The following is a 14,946-nucleotide window of genomic DNA, read 5'->3' as shown; positions in this document are numbered from 1 at the left end:
TAATGATTTAAGCAGATAACACGCCAAATTGGGAGGGTGTGGCGGACTATGAAATGTTGCCTGGCAATGCGGCTTAGATGGATGATTTTGGCACTGCTATTTCGTGGTCATCGCCCCCATTTTTACCACTTCAAAATCGGTGTTATGCACTTGCTTTAAGGTGTTGAGGATGTTGTCGTCCCAGCGGTCATCGGCGGTGCCGGAGATGTACATATTGCTGCCGTTATCGGCGACCATCATGCCGTATTTCTTTAAGGCTTTTAGGATAACTTGGGCGGGCGGCGAGAATTGGCTGATGTCGTAACTGGCTTTTAGGCGTAGCCGTGCGCCCATGGGCAATAGGTTGGTGCTGGTGTTACTGCTGGCAAAATGCCGTGCCGGGGCGATGTAGGCTTTGCGGGTTTGCGCGACGGTAAAGCGGATGGCGTGGTTAATGGCTTTGTGCAGGTAGACTTCATCATAGCGCACCAGACCGGGCAGGATCGGCAAGCCTGCGGCATCGGCGGATGTCCAGCCGGCGGGACGTAAGGCGTTGGAGCTTAGGTCAAAAATGGCACCGGAGCCGACATCCCAACTGCCGTTGGCTTGCGGGTAAGAATTCCAGGTTTCATACAGTTTCCAATGATCCTGATCGACCACTAAAACATGGCGGTCACTGCCAGATTCTATAGGGGCGTTGGCCGGAATGGGATAAGGGCCGGGGTCGCTTTCGCTGCTGTAAGTGAAGCTGACAGGGACTTTCGGGGTGGTGCCGGACACGACGACGTAGGGGATGCCGAAGGGTTTGCCGTCCGCCCAATAGGCATTGGCGCCAAAATCAGGGTGTAACGCTACTCCGCTGCCCATTTGGTTAATCAAAGCCGTTGAGTTGGGGTCGATAGGTTTGGTGTCTATCGGCTGGTTCCAGGCGTTGTCGGCAGGAAAAAAGCGGTTGCCATGCAGGTCGGCGTTAAGCCCCAGCCCCGTATCGCAAGCTAAGCTTTGGGTGGCCATGCCGCCGATGAAAAGCGCTAAAAAGCCCAGTTTTGTTGTTTGCATTTTGGTGTTCCTCTGTGTCCGTTGCCGTTAGGGGTGTGCTTGCAAGTAGGATAGCAAAGCCCGGCAAGGGCGGCTGTGACATTTGCACCAAGGCTTTGGGTGAAATGCGCATAGCGGATTGGCTTAGCGGTGCAAAATCAACTCCAATACCAATTTACTGCCAAAGTATGCCAACAGCAGCAGGACAAAGCCGCTGACGGTACACTGAATGGCGGTTTTGCCGCGCCAGCCATAGCATTTTCTGCCGAGTAACAGGCTGGTGAAAATCAGCCACGCCACTATCGACAGCACGGTTTTATGTACCAGATGCTGGGCAAACAGGTCTTCGACAAAAGCAAAACCACTGATGAGTGAGAGGGTCAGGAAAAAGACCCCGGTGGCGATCATTTGGAACAGCAGCGATTCCATCGCCTGCAATGAGGGCAGAGCTTGGATGAAGCGTTTGGGCGGATGGCTTTTCAGTTGCTGGTCTTGGATATAGAGCAGTAGGGCTTGTAAGGCGGCGATATTCAACAGGCTAAAGGCAATGATGGAGGCCAGGATGTGGCTAGTCATACCCCAGCTGTAGTGGGAAAGGTGCTGGCTGGGGTCGGCAAAATTAATGTCCAGCCCCAGCATGGTGGCGGCGATGGGGAACAGCACGGCTCCGAGTTTTTCGACCGGTTTATTAAGGGCGGCGAGCAGCAGCACCAAGGCGACAATCATGGCGACCAGCGAGGCGGTGCTAAAAAAATTAAAGCTAAAGCTATGGTAGCGGGTAAATTCGCTGGCGACAAAGGCGATATGTGCGCACACGGCGACCCATGCCAGATAAATCGGGGCGTATCGGCGCTGGTTTTCGCGCATCTGCCGGAAGATTAACGCGGTGCTTGCCAGATAGGCAAAGATTGCAAAAGTAGCGAGGGCGATGGAAATCATTGGCTTATTTTTAGCGCGGCGATGACGGTAGAGGGTAAGCAGGATGGGTTTGGCAATGACTGCTAAGTGCAAAGGTCTCATTGGCTATGTTAATATAACAGGTTAAATAGTCCTAGTGCATTTATGCCTACGGATAGCTTCTTTGTCTTTTAAGAATAATAACAACGCCGATATGTTTGATACTTTAACCGACCGCTTAAGCGACACACTGAAAAAACTCAAGGGTCAGGCCCGCCTGACCGAAGACAACATCAAGGATACCTTGCGCGAAGTGCGTATGGCGTTGCTGGAGGCAGATGTCGCGCTGCCTGTTGTCACCGATTTTATCGAACAAGTCAAGCTTGGCGCATTAGGGCAGGATGTCCAGTCCAGCCTGACTCCCGGCCAGTCGATGATTAAGCTGGTGCAGGCCGAATTGATTAAGGTCATGGGTGAGGCGAACGAAAGCCTTAACCTTAAGGCTGTGCCGCCTGCGGTAATTTTGTTGGCGGGCTTGCAAGGGGCGGGTAAAACCACCACGGTCGCCAAGCTGGGCCGTTGGCTGAAAGAAAACCATAAGAAAAAAGTCGGCGTAGTCAGTGTTGACGTGTACCGCCCGGCGGCGATCAAACAGTTGGAAACCTTGGCGGCGGATTTGTCGTTGGATTTCTTCCCTAGCGACATTTCGCAAGATCCGGTCGAGATCGCCAAAAACGCCATCGACGCGGCAAAGCGCAAATTCTTGGATGTAATTATCATCGATACCGCAGGCCGTCTGCATGTCGATGATGAGATGATGGTCGAAATTAAGGCCTTGCACGCCGCCATTAAGCCGATTGAAACCCTGTTTGTGGTCGATAGCATGACCGGACAGGATGCCGCGATAACCGCAAAGGCATTTAACGATGCCCTGCCGCTGACGGGGGTGATTTTGACCAAGGCCGACGGCGATGCCCGGGGCGGGGCGGCGTTGTCTATCCGCCATATCACCGGCAAGCCGATTAAGTTTATCGGTGTCGGTGAAAAGACCTCGGAACTGGAGCCGTTTTATCCTGACCGTATCGCCTCGCGCATTTTGGGCATGGGTGACATTCTTGGCCTGATTGAAGAGATTGAGAAAAAGGTCGATAAGGAAAAGGCCGAAAAATTTGCCCGCAAAATGCAAAAAGGCAAAGGCTTTGATATGGAAGACCTGCGCGAGCAGCTCCAGCAAATGCAAAGCATGGGCGGTATCGGTTCGATGATGGAAAAAATGCCCGGCATGAATAAAGTGCCGCAAGAAGTCAAAGAAAAGATGAACGACAAGATGTTGGCGCGGCAAATTGCGGTGATTAACTCCATGACCATGCAGGAGCGCCGTTTCCCTGATTTGATTAAGGGCAACCGCAAAAAGCGTATCGCGGTCGGCTGTGGTCAGGAATTACAAGATGTTAACCGGATTTTAAAGCAGTATCAGATGATGCAAAAGGTCATGAAGAAAATGAAAAACGGTAACATGGCGAATATGATGCGCGGCCTGAAAAGCAACGCTAAGAATCTGAGAAGATAGTTCCTAGGGAAGAAAATCTGCCGATTGCCTGAAGTCGGCATTAATTTTTCTTCACTTATCAGTAAATTCGCGTAAAATAGGCGGATTAACAATTATTAAATGTTTTTTTGAGGAAATTAGATGGTAACCATTCGTCTTTCAAGAGGTGGTGCAAAAAACCGCCCTTTTTACCACGTCGTTGTCACCGATAGCAGAAGCGGTCGTGATGGCCGTTATATCGAACGCGTCGGTTTTTTTAACCCATTAGCGCGTGGCAATGAAGAAAGATTACGTTTAGACGGTGACCGCGTCGCTTACTGGCAGGCCACAGGCGCACAGCCTTCTGACCGCGTCGCCAAATTGATTAAAGACGCTGCTAAGGCAGCCGCCTAATCCGCTTGGCAGATAAAGGGCTGGTTAACGTTGGCGAAGTGTCCGGCGTTTTCGGTATCAAAGGCTGGGTAAAAGTTTTTTCGTTTACCGACCCGCGCGACAATATCCTAAGCTATTCGCCTTGGCTGCTGAGCAAAGGCAATGAGACGAAAACCGTTAAGGTGATTGAAGGGACGTTACAAGGCGGGGCGGTGGTGGCCAAGCTGGTGGGGATAGACGATAGGGATCAGGCGGCTGCATTAATGGGCTGGACGATTTTTATCACCCCTGAGCAATTGCCAAAAACGGCTGCTGATGAATATTATTGGTCGGACTTGCTCGGTTTAAACGTTGAAACGACCGACGGCGTATCGTTAGGCGTTGTTGACAGCCTGTTGGAAACAGGGGCCAACGATGTCGTCGTGGTGAGCGGCGAGCGTCCTAGGGCCATCCCGTTTTTGCAAGGGCAGACCATTATCCGTATTGATTTGGCGGCGCAATTGATGGTTGTCGACTGGGATCCTGACTTTTAATGGTTCTGACCCGTTTTGATGTCGTCACCTTGTTTCCTGAAATGGTCACGGCTGCCGCCGCTTATGGCGTAACAGGCCGTGCCATTGAGCGCGGCATCGTCAGTCTGTCGGTCTGGAACCCTAGGGATTATACCCATGACCGGCATAAAACGGTCGATGACCGCCCTTATGGCGGTGGCCCTGGCATGGTGATGAAGTACCAGCCCTTGCATGATGCCGTATCGGCAGCGCAGCAAGCCGCCACTCCGGCGGGCGGGCGCAAGGTGGTTTGTTTAAGTCCGCAAGGAAAACCGATAACCCAGGCATTGCTCAAGGATGCCAGCCAACTGGCGCAATTGGTGTTGGTGGCGGGGCGTTATGAAGGCATAGACGAACGTTTTGTTGATCTGGATTGTGATGAAGAATGGTCGATAGGCGATTACGTCATCAGCGGCGGTGAACTTGCCGCGCTGATAGTGATTGATGCCATCACCCGTTTGTTACCGGGTGTGCTCGGTGATGCCGATTCGGCAGTGCAGGACTCCCATGCCGCTGGCCTTTTGGATTGTCCGCATTACACGCGGCCTGAACAGATTAATGACCGTGCAGTACCCGACGTGTTAATGGGCGGAAACCATGCGGAAATAGCGCGTTGGCGGATGAAGCAAGCACTGGGGAGAACCTGGCAAAGACGGCCAGATTTATTAAAAAATAATAATTTGGATGCAGAACAGGACAAGCTGCTGAAAGAATTTATAGTAGAATTGAATAAAAAGGTGTAGTGATGAGCAATATTATTGATGAATTGGAAGCGCGGCAGTTAAAACAAATCCCTGAATTTAGCTCAGGCGACACTGTTGTGGTACAAGTAAAAGTAAAAGAAGGCGAGCGTGAGCGGATTCAGGCGTTTGAAGGCATTGTTATCGCTAAGCGTAACCGTGGCTTAAACTCGGCGTTTACCGTCAGAAAAATTTCCCACGGTACAGGCGTTGAGCGGGTTTTCCAAACCCACAGCCCTATGATCAGTGAAATTATTGTTAAGCGCCGTGGCGATGTCCGCCGCGCCAAACTGTACTATCTGCGTGATCTTACCGGTAAAGCGGCGCGTATTAAAGAAAAACTGTAAGCGGTTATTTTTAATCCGTGCAGTGAAAAAGGCAGCTTAGGCTGCCTTTTTTTATGTTTGTTGAACTGCCTTGCTTTTATAGGCTCTCTAAGAATAGGTTCCTGCCCTTGTTGGGGGATGATGGCTCGGTTCGGTTGCATTTTGCGGGCGACCGCCCATTTTTTACACGCGCTATCGGCTTAACGCTTGCTTTGATAGCGCTTGCATACCTAACGGTGAGGGCATTAAGTACCTCAGCCTGTCTATATGCGTTATTTCCGACGTTACAGTGAACAGGCTGAACGGGCATTGGATTCCCAACAGCGGTCAGGGCGGCAATGCCATTCGATCAATAAAAGATGGAGGAGGGGATAACAATGAACAGCATCCGATTATTCAGCGGCATTAAAATGTGTTGCGTTACGGCATTATTATTAGGCACGGTAGCTACGGCTTATGCCGGGGACGAAGCCTGTTGGGCCGAGTTTTTTCATGGCACTAACTATACGGGCGAGCATGTCCGGCTGAACGGGCCGGTGCAACTGGACAATTTACATAACGTCAATGGCGAAAATTGGGATTTGCGCATTGACAGCATTAAAGTCGGGCCTAAGGCGAAAGTGACGGTTTTTGAAAATCTCAACTTTAAACTCACGTTAAAGGAAATGGCAAAATATCCAGATTTAATGCGTTCTTTAGGGGTTACGGAACAGGACATCAAAGAAGATTCCGAGCTGATTTTTGGTGCCAAAGCGACAATACACGACCTTAGCGATTTTAATTTCCATGATAAAACCCGTTCATTGAAGATTGATTGTCTTGAATGAACCTTTAGGGCAGGACATATATGCCAAGTCATACTATGTGGGGTTGGGTTAAAAATACAGCCCCTCACTATGCGAGTAGGTTAAAAAATTTGTACGGCTATTTGGCGTAATGATCAGCTACAGGAGAATGCAGATGAACGAAGATATCTTTAACATCGAAATCAGAAAGTTTTTGAAAACGGTCGGCATCACCTCGCAACGGGAAATCGAACATGCTATTTTAAAGGCTGTTGAAGCAGGGCAATTAAGCGGTACAGAAACGGTTGCGGTCAGTATGACGCTGGAAGTTCCGGCTGTCGGCATTAGCCATTGTATTGAGGGCACGATAGCGCTTGAGTAACGGCTAATGGCTGGAAGAGCCGTATTGCTGGCTTTTAACTTGGCAATAGCCCCCTTAATTCCGGTTGGTTAAGTTTGGCGATGGCAAAGCCGGCGTTTGCGCGGATACGCGGCCAGTGTTCGGCGGGGATACGCTTATCGGCCAGCAGTTGCTGGCAAGCGGCCAACGACTCTTGGTAATGCCCCGCCCAATACGCGGTGATAGCGAATTCATCCAATAAGCCGTAGTCATACAACCACTGTTTGGCAAACAAGGCATCGGGCGGGTTGCTCAGGGTCAGGGCGTGTTTGCCGAACACATAGCCTTGCTGATATTTACCCAAGGTGTGGCAAAGCCGCATTACGCCATGTAAGGCTTCGGCGCGGTTTGGGCAGGCCTCAAAGGCACGAAGATACAGTGTCAATAATTCTTCAGGCGGATGGCCTAGCACTTCTTTCAGGTGCGCGGCATTGTAGAGGCTGACAGTCACTTCTTGTTGCCAAAAGCCTTGTTGCGCCCGGCGTAAATAAGTCTCTACTGCCCGTTCCAACTCGCCAATATCCCAGTAGCTTTGCGCCAGATAAAAAGTATAGCGCGAGATTAAAAACGGGTCGGTTTCGGTTTGTAACGCTTGCTCTAACAGGGCTGCATCGGCCCGGAATTTATCGGGGTTTTGGCTTCTTACCCCGTCTGTAGTGGGCTGGTTAAAAAAGCCGCCCACTAGGGCGCGGCTAAGATCGGCACAGTCCAGATATTCGTGCAACACGGCTTTATAAACCAGCGGCAGGCGGTTGCTGAACAGTTGTGGGCGGTTGTAGATCAGGCCGTTAAAGTGCGTGGGGATGTCATAGACAGGCGCGGACAGGCTGTTTTTGAAGGCCGTGCAGTCAAAGTCGGGGGCAAACACCAATACTTCATCGGCATCAATCATCAGCGCATAATCTATCTCGGTGCGCCCACGCAGTTTGGCCAGTACCGAATTGCGGTTCGCGGCAAAATTTTGCCACGGTTCGTCAAGCACTTGGCCGGGCAATTGCTGCTCACGCAAAAAGGCGCGGATGAGGTCTTGCGTACCGTCAGTGGAGCCGGTATCCGCAATTAACACATAATCTAGCAAGGGTAACACGCTGCTTAGGCAGCGGCGGATGACCTTGGCCTCGTTTTTAACGATCATCACTAAGCCTATGCTAGCCATACCTGTCCTTTAGTTTATCAGGCCTGTCAGCCGTTCCAAGCGCATTTGCTCCAATACGGCATAAGGCGTGTCTAACCAGCGCGCGGCGATGGCGCGTATCGCCTCATCGGCGTCGCGCTGTTTATCGGCGGCATCGGCGGTAAAAGTCTGCTGGGGATTTTTAGAGTGGCGGGCTGTGGTCTGTTGCCAAGCGGTAAGGTCAGAGCCGTTCAGGTGCAGCTTAAAATGTGGGGCAAGGCGGGTTGTCAAGGCCGTCGGCAATTCGCTGTAATTGACCAGCAAGCCGCCCGGATAAGTTTGCAGGGCTTGGATAGCCGCGTTCAGGATATGGGAAAGCACCCACGCGCCGTGCTCTAAGGGTTGGTTAAAGAGCTGTTCGGGCGGATAAAGGCCGTGCGCTATCATTGAGCCGGGGATCAGATACGATGAAGGCATACGCGCTTGCGAAACCAGCACTTCCAGTGGGTCGCGGTAGAGGAATAGCCATGGCGTACCGGGAAAAGCACTCAGAATCCGCCCGATATGGCAGATATGCCAGCAATCGGTTTTTAGGAATAAACGTTGGTCTTGGGCGCGGCGCGGTTGCCCCAGTGCGGCAGTGAGGTCATGCAGTAAGGCTTCGCCTGCCTGTTTGTCAAAATCCGGGGAGGCGGTTAGCCATTGCAAAAAAGTATCAATAGCAGGCGGTTCCGATAGCACGACGCTATCGGATAAGGCGGCGAGGGCTTGCGCGGCCAAGGTTGAGCCGCAACGGCTGCTATGGAAAATGATACCTTGTAAGGGCAAGCCCGGATGGCTAAGGGCGCGTTCGGTTAATACCGATAACTCGGTGCGTTGGCGGAACAATTGGTTAAAGGGTTTGACCGCGAGTTTTTGTAAGGTGTCTTGGCAAAACGGTTCGACAAAACGCTCTTGCCCCATATAACACCAATGGACATGGCCGCGTTGCAGATATAAGGGTATCCAGTCCGTTAAAGCATCGGTTGTGGTCATGGCAAGTTCCTTTCAATCCAAGCACGGTGGTTTTGGCGCATTATCTGCCTTAATTCCGGTTCGTCCAAGCTATGCCCGGAACGTGCGGCCACATTGGCCAAGGCGGCGATAAAGGCATCGCTGGTGTTAATGGCAAATAACTGCCTGTGCAGTTCAGGGTTATCTTGCATTTGTTGGTGCAACCAAGCAACTGTCAGTGGTGGCAGGGAAGGCGCATTGGGCGTGGCCTGTTCGGCAGCGGCTAAGAGCGCCAAAAGCCAGTCATTGACTTTGCAGTCGAGTACCAGATGGACGCGCTCAGTATCGCCCCGGTTGGCAAAAAAATGCGGCAGGCTAAAATCGGCATACCAGCATTCCCCCGCCGCCCAATGGTAAACGTTGCCGTCAATACGGCATTCGACATCAGGGTTGGTGGCGATAACCAGATGGATGCGGACTTCACCGACATCCAAGCCTAAGCCATGATCGCGGTGTTCGTTGATAACGGCGCTAGGCGCGAGCCGTAAAAGCCGCACCGACAACAACGGGCAGGCAAACTGGCTAAGGGCGGCTTGCAGATGTGGGCAACGCGCCAACAGTTCGGTATCCGCCCAAGTTTCGGCGTTAGGATCGGAATAAATCGCGTTATGGCTGCCCGGAACGGCGCGTAAGGCGGCGGCGCTCCAATCGCCTTGATAAATGCTGTTATTGAAATGGGCTTGCCAGTCGGTAGGAGCTAACGTTGCCACATCGGCTTGGAGTTGGGCGGCATTGAACGCGAGCGGTAAACGGCAGGCAGAAATAGGTGTTTGTGCTGGCATGGTTTTTTTTAAGGATTACTGGCTTGTGGCCGCCATTGCATCAGGCGGTGTACGCCTTTATCTTCGATGACAGAAAAGCCCAGTTTTAGGTAAAGGTGTTGCGCGGGATTGAACTGCTCCACATGCAGTTGCACGGGTTTGTTAAACTCTTCGGCTTCTGCCAATAGGTTGTACAACAGCAAGCTACCGATGCCTTGCCTACGGTAAGGGGGCAATAAGGCAATGTCTATCAACAGCAAGTCGGTTTCGCCACGATGCAGATAATAACGTCCGATAGGCTTGTCCGCTTGGCTGACGATAAGGAAATCGGCATTCGGATAATGTTGCCGATAATGGCTGCGTTGCAAATCGAATTGCATGGCTAGGAAGGCGCTTTTCTGTGCGTCTGTCCAAGGTACGGAGGCCAGTTCTTCGTTACGGCTAGCTGCGTAAATTTGCCGCAGTAACAGCTCGTCAGCCGCCGTTTCGGGGCGTAGGGTAATCGCCTGCATGGTGGTAGGGGTGTTGGCTAAAAGAAAAAATGGTAACAGAAAGGCGTAGCCTCGGCTAGGGTAACGAGTGCCGGACAGGCAACTTACTGCTTAAGGCCTTGCAGATTTGTGCTTTAAGAGGCATAAATCTGCAAGGTTTGGCGGAGCTAATGCCTTAATCGTTTTTAGTGGCCGAGGCTATGGCAAAAACAGCCCTTAGTTTCTGCTTGGGAAAATGCCCTCTAAGGCAATGATAAAGTTTACGCACAAATAAGGCTGTAAGTTGGGGTGCGCCTGACCGCTGTTAGGTATTCCGCTAACCGCTGTTGGGTTCATGATGGAATTAGGTGCACTGGCAAAATCCTGCATATCCGCGTTGCCGAGCTTATCAATAGGTTTAGCCAAAAACTCACCGACGGGTGTCGGTAAAGTCCCGTCTGCGCTAGACACGTTTAAAGCGTGGCTGTGGCTGGGCAAAGAAGCATAAGATAAGGTTACCGATTCTATGCCGCTCCGTTGGCCTAACAGATACGAGCTTAACCCAGGGGCACTACCTTCATTTACCGGAACTCGGCTGCGTAAGTCGGGCAAGGCAAAGGTGTTTTGGCCGTCACCGCCGTAAGTTATACCGATTAGGGCAAACAGTGCTGGGTTTTGGGAAATGGCTAGCACTCTGCCATCACATAAAGCCCAGCCGGGTTGCGGGGCATAGCTAAAACCTGCCATACGGATTTCACCGATAAAAGGTGCTGACATAATGAACTCCTCAATAATAATTAGTATCCGCCGTTTAAAGTAAATGGCCGCTTAACTGTATGGCGAATCAGGTTAAGACGGTAAAATAGGCTCGGAAAATCATTCCGTCAGCGCCGACCAGACCTTTCAATGCCTTATTGCGTAAAAAAGCCTGAAAGGTCTGGCGGATATTCGCTATGTCATGCCCATTTTTATAAGCCGAGTGTTGGCAAGGCCCGCCCTTAGTTTCTGCTTGGGAAGATACCGTTTAAGGCAATAATAAAGTTTACGCACAAATACGGCTGTATGTTGGTATGGGCTTGGTTGCCGCCCGTCGCACCAATCGCCGCCGCATTCATGGCTGCGTTAGCCAAACCGGCAAAATCCTGCATATCGGCGGCACCATTATTATCGATAGGTACAGCTAAAAAGTTGTTGACAGGGGTCGCAAGATTGCCGTGACCACTGGAAACGTTCAAGCCATGGGTATGGTTAGGTATTTGGGCGCTGGTTAAGGTAACTGTTTCACTACCTGCTTTTTGGCCCATCGTATAGGTGCTTAAGCCAGGGCCGGCGCCTTGGTTTACTGGCACCCGCCCGCGTAAATCAGGTAAGCCAAAGGTAGTGCGTCCGTCGCCGCCGTAGGTTACGCCGAGTAAGGCAAACAGAGCTTGGTATTGGGCAACGGGAAGTGTATGGCCATCGCACAAAGCCCAGCCGCGTGGGGCATAATTAAAGCCGACCATACGGATTTCGCCGACAAAAGGTTCTGACATAATGAACTCCTCAATAATAATAGTATTCGCCATTCAATAAAATCCGCTTAACCGTATGGCGGTTATGGCTAAACGGAGGGTAAGGTTTAATGTTTTATAGCTTTTAATTGCTTATACAATGATAAGAGACATCTAGAGCATTAACTGTATTGGTGTTGGATACGCTAAGGCTTGTTGTGGTGGTTGATATTCTTGGTGGGCTACTGACGGTGCCAGCAGAAGTCAAAGGTGTTACCACACAAATTGGGGCATTACCAACAAAAACGGCGTTGCTGCTAAAAGTGACCGAGCCTGAGCTGCTGGCGCCTATTCCTGTGATTTTGCCAGTAACGATGTGCACATTTGAAATGGCTGTGCCGCTGTTGTCATAAACAGGGATGCTGGAACCCGAAGCAGGGGTTACCCATTGGGTGTTGTAGTTAGTGCCGTCAATCTTAGATAGCACCTGATTGGCGGTGCCGCCTGTAGGTACGCCTGGGCCAGTGGCGCCTGTCGCTCCGGTAGAGCCTGTCGCTCCCGTAGCGCCTGTTGAACCGGTAGGGCCTTGAGGGCCGGTTGAGCCAGTCGCTCCGGTTGCCCCTGTAGCGCCAGTTGATCCCGTCGGGCCTTGCGGGCCGGTCGAGCCAGTGGCTCCCGTTGGGCCTTGTGGGCCGGTTGAACCCGTGGCTCCCGTCGGGCCTTGCGGGCCGGTTGAGCCAGTCGATCCTGTAGGGCCTTGCGGGCCGGTTGAACCAGTCGCTCCGGTCGAGCCAGTCGATCCTGTAGGACCTTGTGGGCCGGTTGCTCCTGTAGAGCCAGTCGATCCTGTAGGGCCTTGTGGGCCGGTTGCTCCGGTCGAGCCAGTCGATCCTGTAGGGCCTTGTGGGCCGATTGCCCCTGTAGCGCCAGTCGATCCTGTGGGGCCTTGCGGGCCGGTTGCCCCTGTAGCGCCAGTCGATCCTGTAGGGCCTTGCGGGCCGGTTGCCCCTGTAGCGCCAGTCGATCCTGTGGGGCCTTGCGGGCCGGTTGCCCCTGTCGCTCCGGTCGCACCCGTAGCACCAACCGCTCCCGCCGGCCCTTTTAATGAAATTTCAAGATAAGCCGGATGGCTGGTTTGCAGGGCTTCTTTACTGTCTATAGTGATGGATGTGTTGGTTGTTGAAGCATCAGGTTCCAAAACTAAGCCGTTGTTATTGGCAGGATTGTCAACCCAATCCAGAACCAAGTTGGTGACGTCAACAGCAAAATAGCTATTGGCACGGCTAATGGTCGCGCTGCTGGCCGCTGCCGCACCTTGGGTGGGGGCGGTAGTGACAGTCCCTTCGCTCCATGCTTGGGTGATGGGGCTCGCTTGGATTTTGCCGCTGCTGGGAATGGTTTTTACATAAAAGACCAGGGTGGCTTTGGCAACATCACTGGAGGTGACGCCGCTAGGCAATGCCGATAAATCAAAATTGAACAGGGCTTTGCTGCTAGAAACAATATTAATGGCTACTGCACCGCCCGTATTGGTCGCTGCTGAATTAACATCAGCGATAAGCGGGGCAACCACGGCATGGGCAGTGATTGGGTTAAGGCACGCTAAGGCGATAGCGGCGTGTAGGGGTGTGAAAGATAAGCGCATGGCAACTCCAAAAAATATTTTATCGATGATGGAGTTACCCTAACCTGAACGGCTGGCAACTCCTAGACAAACGGTTACGGCTTAAGCAGCGGTTGTGGTACGGATTTTTTTTGCTACTTTGCTGGCTTGCCAGCCCAGTAGGCCAATCAGCGTCAGGGGTAAGGCCGCTGGGGCAGGTACTGGCGATGATGGGTAGGTATCAGCCGCGCTGACATTTTTGATGTCAACCGCCCATTGGCCACTACCGCCGCCGCCGTTAGTGGTGAACGGGGTAGGAGAAAAGCTGGTTAGGCCCAAATCGAATGCAAAGCCGTCCGTCAAATAGTCGCCTGCCCGGAAATTGTCGGTTTGGGTCAATGCTAATAGGTAGTTGCCGGCAAATAACAGGCTGCTAGAAATAATGGCTTCATCACCGGCATTTTTGATTTCGGTGGAATAGAACCATTGGCCATCGGACTCTTTAAAAATGGCAAGATAAGGGTCAAAGCCCCCCGCACCAATAGTTGCACCTGCGGCATTTGTTCCGCCGTTCAAAGACAAGGTGTCGATAATAAAAGATGAAGAGTCTGAGGCTAGGGAAAAACTAAACAGCTGGACATCGCTGTCTTGAGTGAAGTTGCCTGTAAAGCTGAAATCTGCCGCCATTACGGACTGGCTAGCCAGCAGCAAGAAGGCGAGTTTCAATGTGGTAAAGCGGTGTTTTGCTATCATACTTATTACCCGATTGCTAGATTAATACTTGAAAAGTGTGAACTCCATCAAAAAACGGACGGATTTTAACAAGACTTCTTTAGAATTCCGAGGTAATTTCTCACATTTTTTAAAAAAATATGTGATTTTGTTTGATTATAAAAAGCAGGAATTTTTGTGATGAAAATTAAATAAGGTAGTTTTTCACATTTTCAAAAATTATATGTTTGTTCGCGGTATTGTTGTTTTCCTGGTAATGATTGAAAATACAGGGATATAAGTAATTTTATCTGACCGGTATAATTAAGGGGATGCTGGAGCAGGCACAGACCATAATTCAAGCATTTTTGCGGCTGTGGCCGCTTGGTTGTGGCAGGGGGATTTAAAAAAAAGTGGGTGCGGCGATCAGAAGCCGCAAGTTTTGCGGGTAAAAAAAGCGGATTTAAGATTTTGTTAAGGCAATTGTAGGCAAAATAGGCAAAAATTTTGGAGCTTGCCAATGAACCGACCTCATGACACCGACACGGCGCAACCGCCCGTGCTGACCAAACGCCGTTTTTTAAAGCAGTTAGTCTGTGGTTCCCTATTAGCGGCCACTACCCCTTCGATTGCCAAAGCCGCCCTCCGCCACTATGCCCCACCGCCCCGAACACTCGCCTTACTGCGTCCGCACACGGGCGATGCCATCCAAGTCACTTATTTTGACCAAGGCCGTTATCTTGATAATGCTTTAAGCGAAGTGGATTATTTGCTACGCGATAGCCATACTGATGAGTTGCACCCGATTGATCCGGCGTTGCTTGACCAGTTGTATGATTTGAGCCAGTGGCTAGGTATCAGCCAGCCCATCGAAGTGGTGTCCGGGTACCGTTCGCCGTTTACGAATGCGCAACTGCGCCGCCAAAGCCATGGGGTCGCCAAGCACAGCTTGCATATGGAGGGTAGGGCGATTGATATCCGTATTGAGGGTGTGCCGACCGCCGTCATTAGGCAAGCGGCGGTGGCGATGCAGCGGGGTGGGGTCGGCTATTATCCCCATGCCGATTTTGTCCATCTGGACACGGGGGATATTAGGTTGTGGTGAAG

18 protein-coding genes are annotated in these 14,946 nt (G+C 51.5%); 8 read left to right on the top strand and 10 right to left on the bottom strand.

Annotation, left to right across the window (positions count from 1 at the left end; genetic code table 11):
- Nucleotides 1-96 precede the first annotated feature (96 nt).
- Entirely contained in the window at nucleotides 97-1,038 is a 942-nt protein-coding gene (locus CEK71_RS06765) for a hypothetical protein (RefSeq protein WP_088618673.1), read from the bottom strand.
- A gap of 123 nt (nucleotides 1,039-1,161) precedes the next feature.
- Nucleotides 1,162-1,956 carry a cytochrome C assembly family protein gene (locus CEK71_RS06760; protein WP_088621529.1) on the bottom strand — a complete coding sequence of 265 codons (795 nt, stop codon included), beginning with the start codon at nucleotides 1,954-1,956 and terminating at the stop codon, nucleotides 1,162-1,164.
- Nucleotides 1,957-2,128: 172 nt separating this feature from the next.
- Here CEK71_RS06760 and ffh point away from each other — a divergent pair, with 172 nt between their 5' ends.
- The 7 genes from ffh to CEK71_RS06725 all read left to right on the top strand — a co-directional run bounded on the left by ffh (nucleotide 2,129) and on the right by CEK71_RS06725 (nucleotide 6,619).
- Nucleotides 2,129-3,484: a signal recognition particle protein gene (gene ffh, locus CEK71_RS06755; protein ID WP_088621528.1), complete on the top strand. Its 1,356-nt coding sequence runs from the start codon at nucleotides 2,129-2,131 to the stop codon at nucleotides 3,482-3,484.
- Between the two features lie 120 nt (nucleotides 3,485-3,604).
- Nucleotides 3,605-3,856: a 30S ribosomal protein S16 gene (gene rpsP / locus CEK71_RS06750; protein WP_088618672.1), complete on the top strand. Its 252-nt coding sequence runs from the start codon at nucleotides 3,605-3,607 to the stop codon at nucleotides 3,854-3,856.
- Nucleotides 3,857-3,861: 5 nt separating this feature from the next.
- Nucleotides 3,862-4,368: a ribosome maturation factor RimM gene (gene rimM, locus CEK71_RS06745; protein WP_088618671.1), complete on the top strand. Its 507-nt coding sequence runs from the start codon at nucleotides 3,862-3,864 to the stop codon at nucleotides 4,366-4,368.
- A complete protein-coding gene (gene trmD, locus CEK71_RS06740) occupies nucleotides 4,368-5,129 on the top strand; it encodes a tRNA (guanosine(37)-N1)-methyltransferase TrmD (protein WP_088618670.1) in 762 nt (253 codons plus the stop codon). The genes rimM and trmD overlap by 1 nt, the downstream gene beginning before the upstream one ends.
- A 2-nt stretch (nucleotides 5,130-5,131) precedes the next feature.
- On the top strand, nucleotides 5,132-5,473 hold the full coding sequence (gene rplS / locus CEK71_RS06735; protein ID WP_088618669.1) for a 50S ribosomal protein L19: 342 nt from the start codon (nucleotides 5,132-5,134) through the stop codon (nucleotides 5,471-5,473).
- Nucleotides 5,474-5,829: 356 nt separating this feature from the next.
- The gene (locus CEK71_RS06730; RefSeq protein WP_088618668.1) at nucleotides 5,830-6,279 is read left to right on the top strand and encodes a beta/gamma crystallin domain-containing protein; all 450 of its coding nucleotides are present in this window, start codon (nucleotides 5,830-5,832) and stop codon (nucleotides 6,277-6,279) included.
- Nucleotides 6,280-6,412: 133 nt separating this feature from the next.
- The gene (locus CEK71_RS06725; protein WP_088618667.1) at nucleotides 6,413-6,619 is read left to right on the top strand and encodes a DUF6494 family protein; all 207 of its coding nucleotides are present in this window, start codon (nucleotides 6,413-6,415) and stop codon (nucleotides 6,617-6,619) included.
- Between the two features lie 34 nt (nucleotides 6,620-6,653).
- On the opposite strand, the gene CEK71_RS06720 is transcribed toward CEK71_RS06725, so the two are convergent.
- The 8 genes from CEK71_RS06720 to CEK71_RS06685 form a co-directional block, all read right to left on the bottom strand.
- Nucleotides 6,654-7,793 (bottom strand): glycosyltransferase, encoded by a 1,140-nt coding sequence (locus tag CEK71_RS06720; protein WP_088618666.1) that lies wholly within the window; start codon nucleotides 7,791-7,793, stop codon nucleotides 6,654-6,656.
- A gap of 9 nt (nucleotides 7,794-7,802) precedes the next feature.
- Nucleotides 7,803-8,786 (bottom strand): hypothetical protein, encoded by a 984-nt coding sequence (locus tag CEK71_RS06715; RefSeq protein WP_088618665.1) that lies wholly within the window; start codon nucleotides 8,784-8,786, stop codon nucleotides 7,803-7,805.
- The gene (locus CEK71_RS06710) at nucleotides 8,783-9,586 is read right to left on the bottom strand and encodes an aspartyl/asparaginyl beta-hydroxylase domain-containing protein (protein ID WP_088618664.1); all 804 of its coding nucleotides are present in this window, start codon (nucleotides 9,584-9,586) and stop codon (nucleotides 8,783-8,785) included. Before CEK71_RS06710 ends, CEK71_RS06715 begins: the two co-directional genes overlap by 4 nt.
- Nucleotides 9,587-9,594: 8 nt before the next feature.
- Complete coding sequence (locus CEK71_RS06705; RefSeq protein WP_088618663.1) at nucleotides 9,595-10,077, bottom strand: GNAT family N-acetyltransferase; 483 nt, start codon at nucleotides 10,075-10,077, stop codon at nucleotides 9,595-9,597.
- 195 nt (nucleotides 10,078-10,272) lie between these two features.
- Nucleotides 10,273-10,812: a phage tail protein gene (locus tag CEK71_RS06700; protein WP_088618662.1), complete on the bottom strand. Its 540-nt coding sequence runs from the start codon at nucleotides 10,810-10,812 to the stop codon at nucleotides 10,273-10,275.
- A gap of 221 nt (nucleotides 10,813-11,033) precedes the next feature.
- Nucleotides 11,034-11,567 carry a phage tail protein gene (locus CEK71_RS06695; RefSeq protein ID WP_088621527.1) on the bottom strand — a complete coding sequence of 178 codons (534 nt, stop codon included), beginning with the start codon at nucleotides 11,565-11,567 and terminating at the stop codon, nucleotides 11,034-11,036.
- A 103-nt stretch (nucleotides 11,568-11,670) separates the two neighbouring features.
- The gene (locus CEK71_RS23895) at nucleotides 11,671-13,170 is read right to left on the bottom strand and encodes a DNRLRE domain-containing protein (protein ID WP_088618661.1); all 1,500 of its coding nucleotides are present in this window, start codon (nucleotides 13,168-13,170) and stop codon (nucleotides 11,671-11,673) included.
- An 81-nt stretch (nucleotides 13,171-13,251) separates the two neighbouring features.
- The gene (locus tag CEK71_RS06685; protein WP_088618660.1) at nucleotides 13,252-13,881 is read right to left on the bottom strand and encodes a DVUA0089 family protein; all 630 of its coding nucleotides are present in this window, start codon (nucleotides 13,879-13,881) and stop codon (nucleotides 13,252-13,254) included.
- Between the two features lie 478 nt (nucleotides 13,882-14,359).
- On the opposite strand from CEK71_RS06685, the gene CEK71_RS06675 reads away from it, so the two are divergent.
- On the top strand, nucleotides 14,360-14,944 hold the full coding sequence (locus tag CEK71_RS06675; RefSeq protein WP_088618658.1) for a YcbK family protein: 585 nt from the start codon (nucleotides 14,360-14,362) through the stop codon (nucleotides 14,942-14,944).
- Nucleotides 14,945-14,946: the final 2 nt, after the last annotated feature.

Origin of the sequence: Methylovulum psychrotolerans (assembly GCF_002209385.1) — a bacterium.
GTDB lineage: Bacteria > Pseudomonadota > Gammaproteobacteria > Methylococcales > Methylomonadaceae > Methylovulum > Methylovulum psychrotolerans.
This window is presented reverse-complemented; position numbering and strand designations above follow the sequence as displayed.